The following is a 16371-nucleotide window of genomic DNA, read 5'->3' as shown; positions in this document are numbered from 1 at the left end:
TTAATCGAACAGCAGATGCGCTTGAGCGCCACATGGCTGAGCTTATCGCTATCTGTATGCGTGAAGCCGGTAAAGTAGCGCAAGACAGTATTGATGAAGTGCGTGAAGCCGTTGATTTCTGTCGCTACTACGCGGCGCGTGCAGAAGAGCTTGCTGAAGATCAACGCTTACTTCCTCGTGGTGTTGTGCTTTGTATTAGCCCGTGGAACTTCCCACTAGCCATCTTCTTAGGCCAAGTGGCAGCGGCACTTGTAACAGGTAACACGGTTATTGCTAAGCCTGCTGAACAAACCAGCATTATTGCGCAGCGAGCGGTAGATATTATGCACTCGGTAGGCCTGCCAGAAGATGCATTGAAACTTATCGTATCGCCAGGTAAAGAAGTGGGCGAAACCCTTCTGCCAGACGAGCGCATTAAAGCGGTAATGTTCACAGGTTCAACGCAAACCGGTACGTTAATTTCCCAAGTACTTGCAGAACGTGGTGGCGAACAGGTGCCATTGATTGCAGAGACCGGCGGTCAAAACTGTATGATTGTTGATTCAACTGCACTGCCAGAGCAGGTAGTTGATGACGTGATCCACTCTGGTTTCCAAAGTGCCGGTCAGCGCTGTTCAGCGCTTCGCGTATTGTTCGTTCAAGACGAAATTGCTGATGACCTTATCGAAATGCTAACCGGCGCCATGAAAGAGCTTACCGTTGGTGACCCAACGCAGCTTGCTACCGATGTGGGCCCTGTTATTGACGAGAAGGCACTTAAGAGCCTGACCGATCACCAAGAGTATATGGAAGATAAAGCTAAGCTGCTTTATCGCAATGAAATGCCAGCAGGCTTTGAAAACGGTACTTTCTTTGCACCGACCTTGTATGAAATCAAGAACATCGATGTGCTTGAAAAAGAAGTGTTCGGCCCTGTGGTGCATATTGTTCGCTTTAAGTCGAAAGACCTTGATAGTGTGCTAGAGCAAATCAATGGTACAGGTTACGGCCTAACTATGGGCATTCACTCGCGTATTGAAGAGCGTGCTAACGAACTAGCAGCGAAGAGCCGCGCGGGTAACGTGTACATTAACCGCAACATGATTGGCGCTATTGTTGGCGTTCAGCCTTTCGGTGGACGTGGATTGTCTGGCACAGGTCCAAAAGCGGGTGGTCCTAACTATCTGCCTCGTTTAATGATGGAACGTGCCACACCTAAGCCTTCGCACATTGATGATGTAGACGGTACTGATGCAGCGCTTGTCGGTGATGAAAAGATTGCCGAGCGTGCGCACGTAATGATGGATAAAGCGAAAGCGGTAGAAGTGCAGTGGCGTCATACGCCGTTGAATGACCGTATTTCTATGGTACGTCAGCTTCTGGCAAAAATTGCGAAAGTAGACATTGTTGACGAGCTTGCTGACGACTTGAACCGCACGCTTGCGACGGCGCGTCAGCAGCTAACCAGCGTTGAGCGCAAGCTTGCCAAGCCACAAACTTTGCCGGGCCCAACAGGTGAATCTAACAAGCTTTACTTAGAGCCTCGCGGAATCTTGGTGTGTTTCGCCGATAAAGAAGTAACCTTCGAATACTGGTTGCTGTCTATTGTGACCGCGCTATCAACAGGTAACCCGGTAGTATCAGTTGTGTCTGAAATTTTCTACGAAGAAGCTGTGGAAATTCAAAACAAGTTTGAATCAACTGGCGCACCAAAAGGATTATTCCAAGTAGCACGTCTTGCACACCTAGACACCTTGCTAATGGACGAAGACTTGTCGGGCGTAGTGGTAGATTCAGGTACTGATCGTACTGCGCGTATTACAGCAATGCTGTCATCTCGCGAAGGCGCTATTTTGCCAGTTATCACAGCGGAATATAACGATAACCTTATTCAGCGTTTGATGACCGAAAAAACCATCAGTATTGATACAACGGCATCAGGTGGTAACACATCGTTGATGACCCTAGTTGAAGATGATGAATAAGCGGTAATACTTGCGGTAAATACCGACTTGGCAAGATAGCGATTTAATTGAGAGCTATCTTCACAACATGTCATTCAAAGGCCAGCGCTAAGCTGGCCTTTTTAATACTTTATTCTTACCTTTCTCATTTATTTCTAATTCCTTGCTCTTTCCTTAACCGGACCTTAACCCTGCGTTTGAAATACTCGTGTCAGTTAATTTAAAAAAGCTGCGCATAGACCTTCGAAAGTAAGCTGTGCGCCAAATAATAGGCACAAGTCATGGGCAAGATAAAACTGACGGTAAATAGCATTACCCTTTGCATTTTGCTGTCTGCATGCACAAGTACTGATGACAGAGCGTTGAGCGAATCGGCATCGTCGTCAACGGGTAACAACGTTGTGTGGCAGTCTCAAGCACGGCAACAAGAATCAACACAAACCTTGCTGCTGAATTCGGACACGAGGTTAACCGATGTAATTGATATCAGAGAATTACCTCACTTAGCCGGTTTCATTGATGAAGCCTTGTCTTCTAATGCTAGTCTGCAGCAGTCGTTAATAACGCTTAGAAAAGCACAAGTAGCCATAGATAGTGCAAAAGCGGATAGGAACCTTAATGTTGACGCGAGCTTCTCTGCGTCAAAAAGTGAAACCACCAATAGCAGTGCATCTACCAGCTCAAATACCAACTCCAGTACGAGCTCTAGTTCGAGCAGTCCGAGCTACAGCGCGAGCATGAATGTCAGTTGGGAGCTGGACCTATGGCAAAAAATCAGCGATGGAATAAGTGCAGCAAACTTAGATGCAGCAAGTGCCAGAGCCAGCTATCAGTCTGCCAGAGATTCTCTGGTCGCTAACGTAGTAAGAAGCTATATCGACGTACTCACTCAGCAGCAATTACTGAATATTGAGCAGTCTCGGTTAACAGTACTAGAAAATAACGAAGCCGTTATTTTAAAGCGCTATAGCACCGGGCTAGGAAGCCTAGACGATTTAGATACTGCGCGTACAAGCAGTGCAAATACTCGCGCTACTATTGCCCAATATGAAAATGCACTTTTAACAGCAAAGCGCACCTTGGCCGTACTCTTAGGCAGGCAAAACCAATCGCTAAACGAGCTCAACACTCAAGTTAATTTTCCCGACGTGTTATTGCCGCTAACAACTTTGCCGAAACAGGATCTGGCACGTAGACCCGATCTTCAGGCGGCCTTTTATGCGTTAAAAGCAACAGAGTTTGAAGTCGATGTGGCCTACAAAGCCCTGTTGCCAAGCATTAGCTTGTCTGCATCACTTTCTGATAATGACTCTACACCTTCACAAGCTTTGTTTACTAACCCTTTATGGAGTTTGCTTGGGCAGATGACCGCGCCACTGTTTCAGGGGGGCGCTTTAAGGGCGCAAATTGAAGATGCAAAGCTAACCTCAGCCAATGCCTGGTGGCAGTATCGCGAAACGTTATTAACGGCGGTACAGGAAACCCAAAATGCGCTGGATAGCGAAACCGCGTTGAGTGCTCGAATTAGCCACACCAACGTGGCGTTAGCGAATGCAGAGCGCAGCGTCTCTACCATTGAAGGTCAATATCGACAGGGCCTTGCTGACATCTTGGACTTACTTTCAGTATATGAAACGCGCTTTAACTTACAAGCTCAGGCAGTTGAGCTGCACGCCCAGAAATTACAAAACCGAATTGACTTAGGCCTAGCCCTTGGCCTTGGAGTGTCACAATGAGAAACAAACGAATTATTGTAACCTTACTCGCCGCTGCAAGTATTGCGCTAGCGGTTATGTATACCATGACGAATATGGGCGCCCAACATCCCGGCGCAAAACCGCAGGCCGAATCAAAGCCAACGTCTCCCGCTATTTCCGCGATTGCCGAGCAACCACAAAATGCCGCTCAGGCAAAGAGACCTGCAGGTGGAGAAAGGCCAGTAGCATCACCTACTGCCGATAGCGGTGTGAACAGGCTTAACAAGGCAAGCGACACGTCATCAGTGAATACCACTAATCGCAGCCCAAAGGGAGAACAAAGCGGCAATACTCAGCTGGCTCAAGTAGGCGTTATTGATGTAACCGCCGACAGCTATAACGCTAAGGTGAGGGGGTATGGTCAGGTTGTTCCGCAAGATAGTTTGAGCTTAGTCGCACAGGTTAGTGGTCAAGTTACTGATATATCTTCGTCTTTTAAAACTGGTGCCCTAGTGGCTAATAATACGATATTGGCACGTATTGATGACACCAACTATCAACAGGCGTTAGCAAGTGCAAATGCTACCTATCAAGCGGCTGTGGTAAGTCTGGAAGAAGAGCGATTACAGGGTATTCAAGCGAAAGATGAATGGACACGTTCAGGGCTTGATGGTGAACCTTTATCGGCATTAGTACTGCGTGAGCCACAGCTAAAAGCGGCTCAGGCCACTTTGGATGAAGCCGAGCAAAGTGTAAATTCAGCCAAGCGAGATTTGGCGTTTACCTCGTTACGTGCACCTTTTAATGCATTGGTGGTCAGCCGTAACATTGCGCTAGGGAGCTATGTTCAAGCTGGCAGTGCGGTCGCCACACTTTATTCTGCAGATATTGCCGAAGTGGCAATTGGCCTTTCACCTAGCCAATGGGCTCAACTCCCGTCTGGTGATGAAACGCAGTTGTCTGGTGATGCCTCCCTTAACTGGCCGGTAACGCTTACCGATACCACTACAGGAAATACCTGGGTTGCCAATATCGTTCGCGCTGAATGGCATCAAAGTGATACAACGCGTCAGCGTAACGCCATAGCGGTTATTGAAAAGCCGCTGGCGCAATCAACGCCTCTTTTATTCGGCAGCTTTGTGCAGGCAGACATTGAAGGAAGAGCTCTCGACAATGTCTGGAAACTGCCGGCTTCTGCTATCTCGCAAAAGCAAGAAGTATGGTTAGTAATGCCATCTACCGGGCAGTTGGCAAAGTTCACGCCTTCGGTTTTGTTTGAAAGCGAAGGTTATGCCTACATCACCCCACCAAAAACCAGTGAAGTTACGGGCGATATTGCGAGTAATGTTGCGGGTACAACCTCGGGTAACGCTAGTGGCAACAGCATGTCAGAACAGGTTGGTGAAATACGCCAAGCGCTGGTGGTTGCGCGCCCTTTAAACAGCTATCTGGTGAATACCAAAGTATTGCCTGTAGTGGAAGGACAAACAGGAGGGCAAGCCGATGACAAATAATCGAAACGGCGCGCCGTTTGATGGTGGCGAGAGTCCGAATGGTAATAGGAATGGTGGGAATAACTCCCGGGGAATTATCGCTTGGTTTGCGCAGAACTCAGTAGCGGCCAATTTGCTAATGGTCAGCCTTATCGTGCTTGGCTTGGTTTCCATGAACGATATCCGCAAAGAGGCATTTCCAAGTATGGAGCCACGCTTTGTTACCATTTCAATGACATACGATAGTGGTGACCCTAAACAAGCAGAAGAAGGGATAGCTATCAAAATTGAAACCGCTCTGGAAGCAATTCCGGGGATTAAGCGAATTACCTCTACCTCGAACGCCAGCGGCGCAAGTGTGCAGGTAGAAAAAGAAACCGAATACGATTTAGACACGCTTTTCAACGACATCAAAACCGAAGTAGATAGTATTTCTAACTTCCCGTCGGATGCTGAAAACCCTGTTATCAGCAAAGCACGCCGACAAGAACACGCTATTTGGGTGCAGCTTTATGGTGACGTCGATCACGCTTCGCTTCAATACTTGGGTGAACAATTAGAGCGAGATTTACTGGCAACAGACGACATTCGCGAAGTCAGCGCAGGCAGCTTTGTCGACCCTATGATGTCTATTGAAATAGACGAAGGTAAGCTTCAAGCCTACGGATTAACGCTGTCAGACGTGGCTGATGCCGTTAACCAGGAGTCGAATACCGCGCTTACAACCAGCTTGCGCAACAAAGAAAAAGTGATTCGTTTAAAAGCGTCTGAACAGTCTTACTGGGCGAAAGATTTTGCCAACATCCCCCTCATTACCGATACCAATGGCGTCATACTCACCGTTGGCGATGTTGCTACAGTGCGCGATATGTTTGCCGACGACAGCTATCACTTGTCACGTTACAACGGTACCAATGGCTATGGAATTCAGGTGCTTATGGACGAATATGGTGACGTAACAAAAATGGTACAGCAGGCTCACGAAGTAGTGGACGCATGGCACGAAAAAGGCTTGCTACCTGAAGGCGTAGAGCTTGAAACCTGGTATGACAAAAGCACGCTTATTACCGAGCGATTGACGTTACTTACCAGTAATGCGCTTATGGGCATTGTGTTGGTATTTGTTACTCTTGCCGTGTTTCTAAATTTACGCGTGGCATTTTGGGTGGCGGCAGGCTTGCCCTTTATCTTCTTCGGTACCTTGTACTTCATGACCGACAGCTATACGGGAATGACGCTAAACGAAATGACCACATTCGGTTTTATCATGGCCCTTGGCATTGTGGTGGACGATGCCGTGGTGGTGGGGGAAAGCGTGTACGCCACGCGTAAACAGCATGGCGATACGCTTCAAAATACCATCTTAGGTACCCATAAAGTGGCGGTTCCCACACTGTTTGGTGTGCTAACCACAGTGGCCACTTTTTTCGCATTATCGAACGTATCGGGCGGCTTAGGTACGCTTTATTCTCAGTTCGGCACTATCGTTACCTTGTGTTTGTTGCTGTCGGTGGTGGAATCGAAGCTGATCTTACCTTCTCATTTAGCCCATCTGCCAACCAAGCAAAAAGCGAGGAGGGGATTAGGTAGCGTATGGAACAAAGTGCAGCAAAAAGCGGATGGTGGACTTCAGTGGTTTAACTATCGCGTGTATCAGCGCCTATTGAAAGTCACCGTAGCCTACCGTTATGCCGCTGTATTGTTGTTTATTGCCTTATTTGTCATGGTGGTTAGCCTACCGCTTACAGGTGCGGTAAGAGTAAGCTTCTTCCCCAGCATGCAGGGCGACACGGTTTCGGCCAATATGTCGCTTTACAGCGATGCCAGCTATGGACAGAACGAACGCAACTTAATGCTGCTAGAGAAAAATGCGCTAGAGGCAGACCGCCAATTAACCCAAGAAAATGGCGCAGATAAAAGTGGCATTAGCAGTTTGCAAGTGACGGCGAGTGGCGATCAAAGCGGCACAATCACCATTTCACTTGATGAAGACTCCTCTTATTCTCTTGATGAATTGTCGGCACGCTGGAATGCGTTAACTGGCAATTTAGAAGGCGTAAAAAGTCTAAAAATACGCTCACGCCGAGAGATGGTCGACGGGTTTAACGTTGAAATTAAAAGCATTAACGACGATACCCTGACGGCGGCTAACGATGCCTTTATTGAAGTACTTAACAATATCGATGGTGTATATGCAGTTGAGAGTTCGCTGACACCCGGCGAAGCCATGATGCGCTTTGAACTTACCCCCGAAGGACGAGCGTTGGGGTTGAATACGCAAAGCCTATCGCAGCAACTGTTAAAAGCATTTGGTGGCGAAATTGTTCAGCGCTATTTGCGCGATAAAAACGAAGTAAAAGTGCGGGTGCGTTATCCTGAACAAGACAGAATGAATCCGTCTGATGTAATGAACACGCAAGTGCGTCTGGACGATGGCACCGTAGTACCGCTTTCTGTAGTGGCTAACGTTATTCAAGATGTGCAAGAAAAACAGGTGGTACGTATAGACGGCCTACGCGCCCTAACGGTTAGCGCGTCAGTGGATAGCGATGTTATTACCTCTACCGAACTGGTGAATTACTTAAACAACGAGTTTGTTCCTCAGCTATCGCGTCAATATCAGGACTTATCGCTTTATTTTGCCGGTGAGGCTGAGCAGCAAGCTGAAACGCAAAGCTCTATGCAGAGCGCGTTTATATTAGCCTTGTTGTCTATTTTTGCGTTGTTGGCGATTCCGCTTAAATCCTACGTACAGCCGCTTATTATTATGACCGCCATCCCCTTTGGTATAGTCGGAGCCATTATCGGCCACTGGTCGAATGGATTAATGATAAGTCTGCTCTCGCTGAACGGCATATTGGCGCTTAGCGGTGTGGTGGTTAACGACAGCTTGTTGTTGGTTTCACGATTCAACGCTTTGCGAGAAGAAGGTGTGCTGGTGGAAACGGCAGTTATTGAAGCTTGTACCAGTCGCTTGCGAGCTGTGTTGTTGACCTCAATTACCACCTTTGTAGGCTTATATCCCATATTGGGCGAAACGTCGGTACAAGCGCAGTTCTTAATTCCGGCAGCTGCGTCGCTGGGTTACGGTATATTGTTTGCCACCGTCATCACACTTTTATTAATACCCGCATTACTGTTAATTTATGACGATGTAAGCCGTCTAATGGCAAAGCATTTGGTTAAACCTTTAACGGAGAGTACGGCTAATGATCCGCGTGTTACTAGTGGAAGATGATATGGGCCTGGCGGGCAATATTATCGACTATTTAGAGCTTGAAGACATGGTATGTGACCACGCTGCAAACGGTGTAGCCGCGCTGTCTCTTATCCAAAAGCATCCGTTTGATGTTGTGGTGCTGGACATTAATTTACCGCGACTTGATGGCTTAAGCGTATGTGAGAGGGTGCGGGAAGACGGCAACGATACGCCTATTATTATGCTAACCGCCCGTGACCAGTTGGAAAACAAGCTAGAAGGGTTTCAAAAAGGCGCCGATGACTATTTAGTGAAACCGTTTGACATGCCCGAACTGGTTGCTCGGGTTTTTGCACTGGCGCACAGGCGTTCATCACAAGTGAAAAAGCTGCACTTTGGCAACGTAAGTTTAGCAATGGGAAGCGACGTAGTAAGTGTTGAGAACGTGCCTATTAAGTTAAGCCCCACAGCATTTACGCTGCTAAAGGCATTGTTACAGCAACAAGGAAAAGTTATGCCACGGGAGCGTCTTCTCGATGCGGTTTGGGGAGAAGATGCGCCAGAGAGCAATGCGCTTAAAGTGCATCTTCATAATTTGCGTAAATCACTGGTGCAAGCGAATGCCAGCATAGAGGTAAAAGCAGTAGCCGGCACAGGCTTTTGTGTGACGTTAAAACCAGAGCAGTCCAATTCAGTGCAAAGTACAAGCGCGGAACCAAAAAGTACGAATAAAGGAAACGATCAGTGGTAAATGGCCTTCGCATCAGCTTAAGACGCTACGTCTTGTGGTCGCTATTAAGTTTGGCCGCCGTAGTTATCGTGCTCTTTTCAATACAAAGCAGCGATAGCTTTTTCGATGGTATGGACGGCATGCTGAGAAATACCATGATACGGGCGGCAGAAAGCGCAGAGCTTGATGACAACAAGCATGCTCAAATTCTCGATTTACATGTTTTTGCGAACTACGAGAGTTTGCCTGTCGAAGTGAAGCAGAGCTTTTCCAAAGAGAGCTTTATACCGTTTTCACTTATGAAAGATATCAACAAACCTGATTGGTTTTCCCGTCCTATTTCGGCTCACTTTGCCGTGTTAGTTCCGTTAGAAAATGGAGAATCGCGATATGTTACCCAAGTGTTTGTCGCGCCACCTTCTGATGGCAAAAAACACTTTAGAATAAACCATGTTATTTACAGCGCCATTGTGGGCGTAGTTGCTCTGGTTTCGTTTTTTGTCGCCTTGCTTTTTCTTATGCGCAGCGTGTCTCGCCCCATAGAGTCATTGCAGAGGTGGGCGGCGTCTTTGGATGAACAAGAGCTCGATAAGCCTATCCCAGAGTTTCGTTATAAGGAACTTAACGCGCTAGCAGGGATGATACATGGCAGCTTGCAAAACGTGCGCAACACCCTAAATCGAGAACGGGAATTTGTTAACCATGCGAGTCACGAGCTTAGAACGCCGATTGCCGTCATTAGAAGTAGCGCGGCATTACTGCACAGAGTGATCGATAGTGAAAATACTAAAGGCAATAACGCGCTTGCGCGGGTGGATCATGCCTCAAAAACCATGGCAGATTTGACCGAAACTCTACTTTGGTTAGGAAGAAATGAAGAAGCAGCTTTACCCAAAGAAAAGGTTAACCTTAAAGCAATGGTTGAGGCTCTAAGCCAAGATTTAATGTATTTGCTGTCGGGAAAAGACGTGAGTGTGCAGCTGCAATTGAGCGATTGTGAGTTAACGCTTGCGAAAACGGCGAGCGAAATTGTGATAGGAAATGTGATTCGAAACGCTTATCAGCACACGCAGCAAGGAAAAGTCACAATAAGTCTTTCAGATGCAACGCTCACCGTGCTCAACGAAGAGGACGGCCTTGAAGAAGAGGCGCTTAACGAAAAAGGCCAAGCGACTTTATCTGCGCCGACTATCAGTGAATTAGATGGCGGATTTGGGATAGGGTTAAAACTCATTGATAAGCTTTGTGCGAAACTTAAATGGGGTTATGCACATGAGAGGATAACAGCCCGAGGTTCACATGATGACCAAGGTGATGTTTCTCGTATGACAATAGGATATAGAGTGGTGCTTACGGTACGATAATAGGCGCATATAACTCATCAAAGTGTTTGCACTTTGTCACTTCTAATCTGTTTACCGAAACAAGCCCAATAAAAAACGCCGATGCTAACATCGGCGTTTTTTCGTTTTTTAGCGTCCAGCTATAAAACCTACACTACATCCACTCGCTACTTCTGCGTTTGCGCTTGGGAAGGTAAGTCAGCATTACGCCCAGTAATATACCGACACCGGCTACCATACCACCGCGTGTAAACCAGGTAACCAGCTCATCTTTATTCGCGCTATCTACTTTGGCGGTAAGACGAGTTATCTCAGAGGCTTGTTCCTCGCTAGTTGTTGTAAGCTTCGATACCTGCTGACGTGCATCGTTAAGTTGCTGGCGAAGTCTGGCGTTTTCAGACTGCGCTGTTTGCAGTGCGCTTTGGCTCTCAGCTAGCTTCTCACTTATGATTGGCAATTGCTCGGCTTGCGACATGGTATTGGACACAAAGCGGCTTTCAACCCAGCCTTCGCGACCTTCATTGTCGGTAATTTGCGTGAATTCAGCATCGTTATCGCGTGCGAGCACAGTAATAGGTGTGCCTGCTTCAATTGAACCTAGAATACGGTAGTTACGACCAGGTCCAGTATGCATAAAGATAAACAAGTCATCTCTTATGTAATGCGAAGAAGACGCTTCTAAATCAGCGGTATCTTGTAGCGAAAATGCTTGAAAAGAGCATGCAATAAGGGCTGCTGCTAACCACTTTCGAATCATATGAAGTCCAATTTTAGAATTTAAAACGTGAAGATGGTATTGGTTGACCGCGATAAAGGCAAGTTTGTTCCACTTTTGTCTAATTAAAGCATCTTGTTTCATGGCGCCAGCATTGCGAAAAGTAAGCGACAAAGGTAAGGTGTCAGCATCATAAGCTGTGCCTAGCGCAACCATGTCAGAAATAGAATTAAAATTTGTAACGGGTGACAACGCCCACCATGCGTTTAGTCAACGTGTACTTCCTCTTTTCGAAAAAAACAGTATTCAGGTTAACTCTCATCGTGAAATGCGCCTTGAGAACGACTATTACGATACAGATAAGCTCGATTTTCAAAACAATAAAATGGGCTTTCGTGTTCGAGGTAACAATGGTGAATACGAACAGACGCTAAAGACTAACGGCGTGGTCAGCGGTGGTCTGCACAAACGCATGGAATACAATGTGAGCCTCGATAATTCAAGGCCCGACCTCACGCTATTTGAAGCCAGCGCTTGGCCCCAAGATTGGGACGTGGCGGCAAAAAACACGCGTCTATCTAAACAGTTTAGCACTCACTTTACTCGCAATGCCTATGTGGTTAGTGTGGGTGAAAGTGTGGTTGAGATTGTGCTGGACTGTGGCGAAGCAAGTACAGAAAAAGCCAGTTCCCCAATCAACGAAATAGAGCTTGAATTGATGTCAGGTGATATCAACAGTTTGTTTACGTTGGCGGTGCTAATAAACGACAACATGCCGGTACGCCTTAGTGATGTATCAAAAGCGGCGCAGGGATATCAATTACTTCACGGCTTTAACGCTAAAGTTCGACACCTGCCAGATTTCCTTGCGCTTGAAGACACAACCACCACGGAAGAAGCATTTAGCCACGCGGTTCAAACTGCATTGGCGCATTGGCAGCACCACGAGCATGTGTTTTGCGAAAGTGGCTCAATAAAAATGCTGGCTGAAGTTGCTAAAAGCGTACGTTTGTTACTGCAAAGTGTATCGCTTTACTTGCCGGTTCTGCAGTGCCCTGAGCTACTAGCCCTGCATAAAAAGCTGGTCACCCATGCTCAAAAGTGGGGCTGGCAAGACGACTTACAAAGTTTGCGTTACTTGCTCTCTAAAAAGAGCATGTTTAACAAAACTCTCAGCAAACATCCTGCAGTAGTAAGCTATTTGCAAGGACGACAAACAGGTTTAATGCAGGCTCATGAGCCCGAAAAGCTGTTTTTCGACAACGATGCCACAGACATTAAGCTACACGCCATAAGTCTTATTCAGAATAAGCCGTGGCAAAAAGTCGCAACGGGTTTTGACCATCCCGTGCTTGATCATGCAAAAGGCTGGCTGTCGCAAGGTTGGCAAACTGTACAGCAAAGTATGCCGCTAAATAAAACCATGGGGCCTGCCAATTACAGCGCTGTAGAAGTAATGCTTAGGCAGACATTATGGAGTGGATTTCTGCTGGGTGACTTGTTTGTAGAAGAGCGGGGTAATTTTCGCGCACCGTGGTTAGATTTGCTCACTGGTATTGATGAGCTGAATGCGCTGCTTATGTTAAAGCAGTCGATAGACGACGCCGAAGTAGACTCCCATGACGAAGTGCGTAAATGGACAGCAGAGAAACTCAGCACGCTTATTCGAATTATGGAACGAACTCGCACAGTGGCTATGCAACGTGACGTTTACTGGTAATTGTTTTCTATGCATATGTGGTTACTGTAAACATGCACGGTAAAGGCAACTCGAATCTCAAGGATGGAGGGCGCTGATGACCTCAGCCATAAATGACTATTTCCTTTACGCACTGCTTGGCATTTATGCCATTGGCTTTGTGCGTCTGTTCGTTCAAAAAGTCAATTTACGCAGTGGACGCTGGCTAACGGCAGCGTTTTTGTGCTGGCCTGTATTTATGCTGGATGAGTGGCTTCGTATGGCAAATGCCACAGGACTGGCTAGTATTTACGGGTTATCAGAAGTATTTGCTGTTATCGCGATTACGTGTTGTTACCGCGCAATAAAACCCATGCTGTTAGCTTATCCTACGGCACGAAAGCGGTTGTGGTGGCCGGTAGTAGTGACCGGCGTTTTTCAGTGCGCCATTCTCCTGATACCCGTAGACGATAAGCAGCAATGGCTCTCCTCGTCACCTCATGGGCAGCCTCTGCTATTGTGGCCTGCCTATATTGCATCACTGTTAACGGGGTTTAGCGTGTTGCTCATAGGTATTCTTATTACCGAGCATATTCAAATGTACCATAGGCACTTACCAGAGCAGGCAGTGGATATAAAAAACCTGAAAATGCCTAGGCTTGCCGGAGTAATGGGGAGCTTGGTTGGCGTAGCGTTTATGAGTATTTTACTTGTGACGGCCGCAACATTCGGCTTCTTCCCTGTTCCTTTTTGGGAAGGATTTCATCATCTGATGATTGGAACGGCAATTCTAGTTGTACTGTTTTCACTAACCTTTATACGACGGACGTCTCCATCGCCGCTCGATTACGAACGCTTAGATGAAGGCAAGGCAACGCCTTATGAAATTAGCAGTATTATTTCTAAAGCAGAACGCTACACCATAGAATCAAAGGCGTACAAGGTTCGCTTCCTTACCCTCAGTGAGTTTTGTAAAGGGGCAGATATCGACCCCACCTCGCTCGCATTGGCCTTGCAACTTACCGAAAAGAAAAACTTTAGACGTTTCATTTTCCACTACCGCTTAGAGTACGCCAAGAATGTTCTGCTGCGCAGCGACGCTAAACTTGAAGCCGTGGCAAAACGCATGGGGATAAATTCAGAAAAGTTCTTGAGTGAGTATTTGGTTAAACACCTAAACTCCACGCCGCTAAGATAACAAGAGTATTGTGCTAGACGTTGAGTTTGCGTTAGCCACCAAATGCATTTATCAATATTTGATGGGTGAAGGTTTTACGTAAATAAAAGCCGCGAGGGCGGGTTTTAATACGCTGACCTTCTGGCCCCAGCGCGTCGGTGAGCACTTTCCCGTTTGCCGCCTTAGGACGAATGTGTAAGGCCTCGCCTTGACGAGAGGTGATCGACTCAACCTGTCCAGTCGCAATTTGCTCGACCAGTTCCTCCCAATCGTGTCTCAATACCGCATCTTCGTGTTCATTCGGTCGCCAGTAAAAGCCTGTTGCTACCCGCCTATGGGCCAGCGGAATAGCTCTGTCACCTTCAATAGGTAGCCACAATACCTGCTGTAGTTTGTTTCGCACGTTAGACGTTTCCCATGTAATGCCGGGCGCCATCAAAAGCGGGGCAAAACAGACGTAGGTGGTTTCTAAAGGCGAAAAATGGGCGTCGATGGGAATGGTTTTAAGTTCGATGCCAAGTTCAGGAAAGTCCTGTTGAGGCTTCGAACCTGCACTCGCGCCCAGCCACTTCTCTATCAGCATGCCTGGCCACCCCTTATGACGTTGTAAATTGGCCGGAATGGCTACATTTGCCATGTCCGCAAGCTCTCCAAGCGTCAAGCCTGCTATCGCATGACAACGAGCTAAAAGGCTATCTGGAGATGACGGGGGAGACGCTGGTGGCTGCATAAATATGGTTAATTTCCTGTTTGAAAAGCGGGTACGAATATTAAGACTATGATTGGAGCATAGTTTGTGGAAGAATGAAAACATATAACAGTATAGTGTGCCCGGGAGTCTATGTGATAGATGCCGATGGATTCCGTGCGAATGTGGGCATAGTGATTTGCAACAAAATGGGTCAAGTATTTTGGGCAAGACGTTATGGTCAACATTCATGGCAGTTCCCTCAAGGCGGAATTGATGAAGGGGAATCTGCTGAACAAGCTATGTACCGCGAGCTTCACGAAGAAGTAGGGCTGACACCGAAAGATGTCACTATTTTAAGTGTTACCCGTAACTGGCTTAGATATAAGCTGCCTAAGCGATTAATTCGACAAGGCAGCAACCCTGTTTGTATAGGACAAAAACAAAAATGGTTCTTGTTGCAGCTCGATTGTAATGAGCGAGACGTTAATGTACTTAAAACAGGTCATCCTGAATTCGATGACTGGAGGTGGGTAAGTTACTGGTATCCAATAAGAAACGTTGTATCGTTTAAGCGCGATGTATACAGACGAGTAATGAAAGAGTTCTCGCCTGTAGTTATGTCTGCGCAGCATCGGCCTCAACAGCGCCAAAACGCAGCGCCACATAAACGTGGCAAGAAACGCAGGCGTGGATAAGCGTATGCGAAGTTCAGGTACGCAAAACAGGGGTGTGCAATATTGCGGTGTGCGGAGTAAGCAGCGAGTAAACTGCGAGTAAAAAAGGAAAAACCGGTGAGCCCTCAGAGCCAGCAAGGAACAATGTTAACCACGTTAAAGCGTATCGTGCAGGAAATGAATCAAATTCCTGCTCTCGATACGGCGCTGTTTAGGCTAGCCTCACGGGTTAAACAGACCCTAGATGTCGATTCATGCTCTATTTACCTTGCGGATTACGACACCCAAGAATTTATCCTTAAAGCCACTGACGGACTACATCCCGATGCAGTCGAGCAGGTACGCATTGGCTTCTCAGAAGGGCTTATTGGGCTGGTAGGTCAGCGGGAAGAGCCCCTTAATATCGTTAATGCTCATAGCCACCCTCGATTCAAACATTACCCCGAAGTTCAGGAAGAAAACTATAACGCCTTTTTAGGTACGCCTATTATCAACCAACGGCGTGTGCTTGGTGTTATTACCCTTCAGCAATCACAAATGCGACGCTTCAGTGAAGACGAAGAAGCATTCTTAGTCACCCTTGCTGCGCAGCTCGCGTTAGAAATAACCAATGCTGATATTCGCGGGGCTTTAACGCTGTCAAATTCGAACGACAATACTGCGCGGCAAAAAAATGTGCGTGGTATTGCGGGTTCTCCTGGCCTAGCCATAGGTAAAGGGGTGTCGCCCGACAAATCAATTAACCTTAAAAACTGGGTTATAAGGCGCACTAACTCTCCTCAGGATCAAATTCAACTTTACCGTAAAGGCGTTGAAGTCACGCGGGGCCACGTCGACGCGCTATCGAAGCGGCTAGACGATGGTATTCCCGATGACGTTAAATCTATATTTCAGCTGTATCATCATCTGCTAGATGCCAACAGCCTTGGGCGGGAAGTAGAAGATAAAATTCGCCAAGGTTGGGATGCGGCGTCTTCATTGAAAATGGTTGTAGAAAGCTATGCCGCGCGCTTTCAAGCCATGGACGTCCC

Annotated in this window: 12 protein-coding genes; 10 read left to right on the top strand and 2 right to left on the bottom strand. The window is 47.1% G+C overall.

Annotation, left to right across the window (positions count from 1 at the left end):
* From QVA83_RS06080 to QVA83_RS06055, 6 genes are all read left to right on the top strand, one after another.
* Positions 1 to 1964: L-glutamate gamma-semialdehyde dehydrogenase (locus tag QVA83_RS06080; RefSeq protein ID WP_287498243.1), on the top strand; the 1964-nt coding region annotated here is incomplete at its 5' end.
* Positions 1965 to 2224: 260 nt separating this feature from the next.
* Positions 2225 to 3679, top strand: coding sequence for a TolC family protein (locus QVA83_RS06075; protein WP_156077857.1), 1455 nt, complete (start codon positions 2225 to 2227; stop codon positions 3677 to 3679).
* The gene (locus QVA83_RS06070) at positions 3676 to 5154 is read left to right on the top strand and encodes an efflux RND transporter periplasmic adaptor subunit (RefSeq protein ID WP_287498242.1); all 1479 of its coding nucleotides are present in this window, start codon (positions 3676 to 3678) and stop codon (positions 5152 to 5154) included. Before QVA83_RS06075 ends, QVA83_RS06070 begins: the two co-directional genes overlap by 4 nt.
* Positions 5144 to 8371 carry an efflux RND transporter permease subunit gene (locus QVA83_RS06065; protein WP_197040329.1) on the top strand — a complete coding sequence of 1076 codons (3228 nt, stop codon included), beginning with the start codon at positions 5144 to 5146 and terminating at the stop codon, positions 8369 to 8371. The genes QVA83_RS06070 and QVA83_RS06065 overlap by 11 nt, the downstream gene beginning before the upstream one ends.
* Positions 8343 to 9083, top strand: coding sequence for a response regulator transcription factor (locus tag QVA83_RS06060; RefSeq protein ID WP_287498241.1), 741 nt, complete (start codon positions 8343 to 8345; stop codon positions 9081 to 9083). Before QVA83_RS06065 ends, QVA83_RS06060 begins: the two co-directional genes overlap by 29 nt.
* Positions 9077 to 10426, top strand: coding sequence for a sensor histidine kinase (locus QVA83_RS06055; RefSeq protein ID WP_156077860.1), 1350 nt, complete (start codon positions 9077 to 9079; stop codon positions 10424 to 10426). The genes QVA83_RS06060 and QVA83_RS06055 overlap by 7 nt, the downstream gene beginning before the upstream one ends.
* A gap of 133 nt (positions 10427 to 10559) precedes the next feature.
* Here QVA83_RS06055 and QVA83_RS06050 read toward each other — a convergent pair whose 3' ends face one another.
* A complete protein-coding gene (locus tag QVA83_RS06050) occupies positions 10560 to 11372 on the bottom strand; it encodes a TIGR04211 family SH3 domain-containing protein (RefSeq protein WP_014948175.1) in 813 nt (270 codons plus the stop codon).
* Here QVA83_RS06050 and QVA83_RS06045 point away from each other — a divergent pair.
* Positions 11335 to 12840 carry a CYTH domain-containing protein gene (locus QVA83_RS06045; RefSeq protein WP_014948176.1) on the top strand — a complete coding sequence of 502 codons (1506 nt, stop codon included), beginning with the start codon at positions 11335 to 11337 and terminating at the stop codon, positions 12838 to 12840. The two genes, QVA83_RS06050 and QVA83_RS06045, sit on opposite strands and share 38 nt — an antisense overlap.
* Positions 12841 to 12916: 76 nt before the next feature.
* A complete protein-coding gene (locus tag QVA83_RS06040) occupies positions 12917 to 13996 on the top strand; it encodes a helix-turn-helix domain-containing protein (RefSeq protein ID WP_101563442.1) in 1080 nt (359 codons plus the stop codon).
* Positions 13997 to 14027: 31 nt separating this feature from the next.
* On the opposite strand, the gene mutH is transcribed toward QVA83_RS06040, so the two are convergent.
* Positions 14028 to 14705, bottom strand: coding sequence for a DNA mismatch repair endonuclease MutH (gene mutH / locus QVA83_RS06035; protein WP_014948178.1), 678 nt, complete (start codon positions 14703 to 14705; stop codon positions 14028 to 14030).
* A gap of 113 nt (positions 14706 to 14818) precedes the next feature.
* Here mutH and rppH point away from each other — a divergent pair, with 113 nt between their 5' ends.
* Together rppH and QVA83_RS06025 are read left to right on the top strand one after the other, a co-directional pair.
* The gene (gene rppH / locus QVA83_RS06030) at positions 14819 to 15361 is read left to right on the top strand and encodes an RNA pyrophosphohydrolase (protein ID WP_014948179.1); all 543 of its coding nucleotides are present in this window, start codon (positions 14819 to 14821) and stop codon (positions 15359 to 15361) included.
* Positions 15362 to 15484: 123 nt separating this feature from the next.
* Positions 15485 to 16371: GAF domain-containing protein (locus QVA83_RS06025; protein WP_287498244.1), on the top strand; the 887-nt coding region annotated here is incomplete at its 3' end.

Source organism: Alteromonas sp. AO-Serp (assembly GCF_017849675.1).
GTDB lineage: Bacteria > Pseudomonadota > Gammaproteobacteria > Enterobacterales > Alteromonadaceae > Alteromonas > Alteromonas macleodii.
The sequence above is the reverse complement of the archived record's forward strand: the minus strand, read 5'-3'. Positions and strand labels throughout refer to the sequence as shown.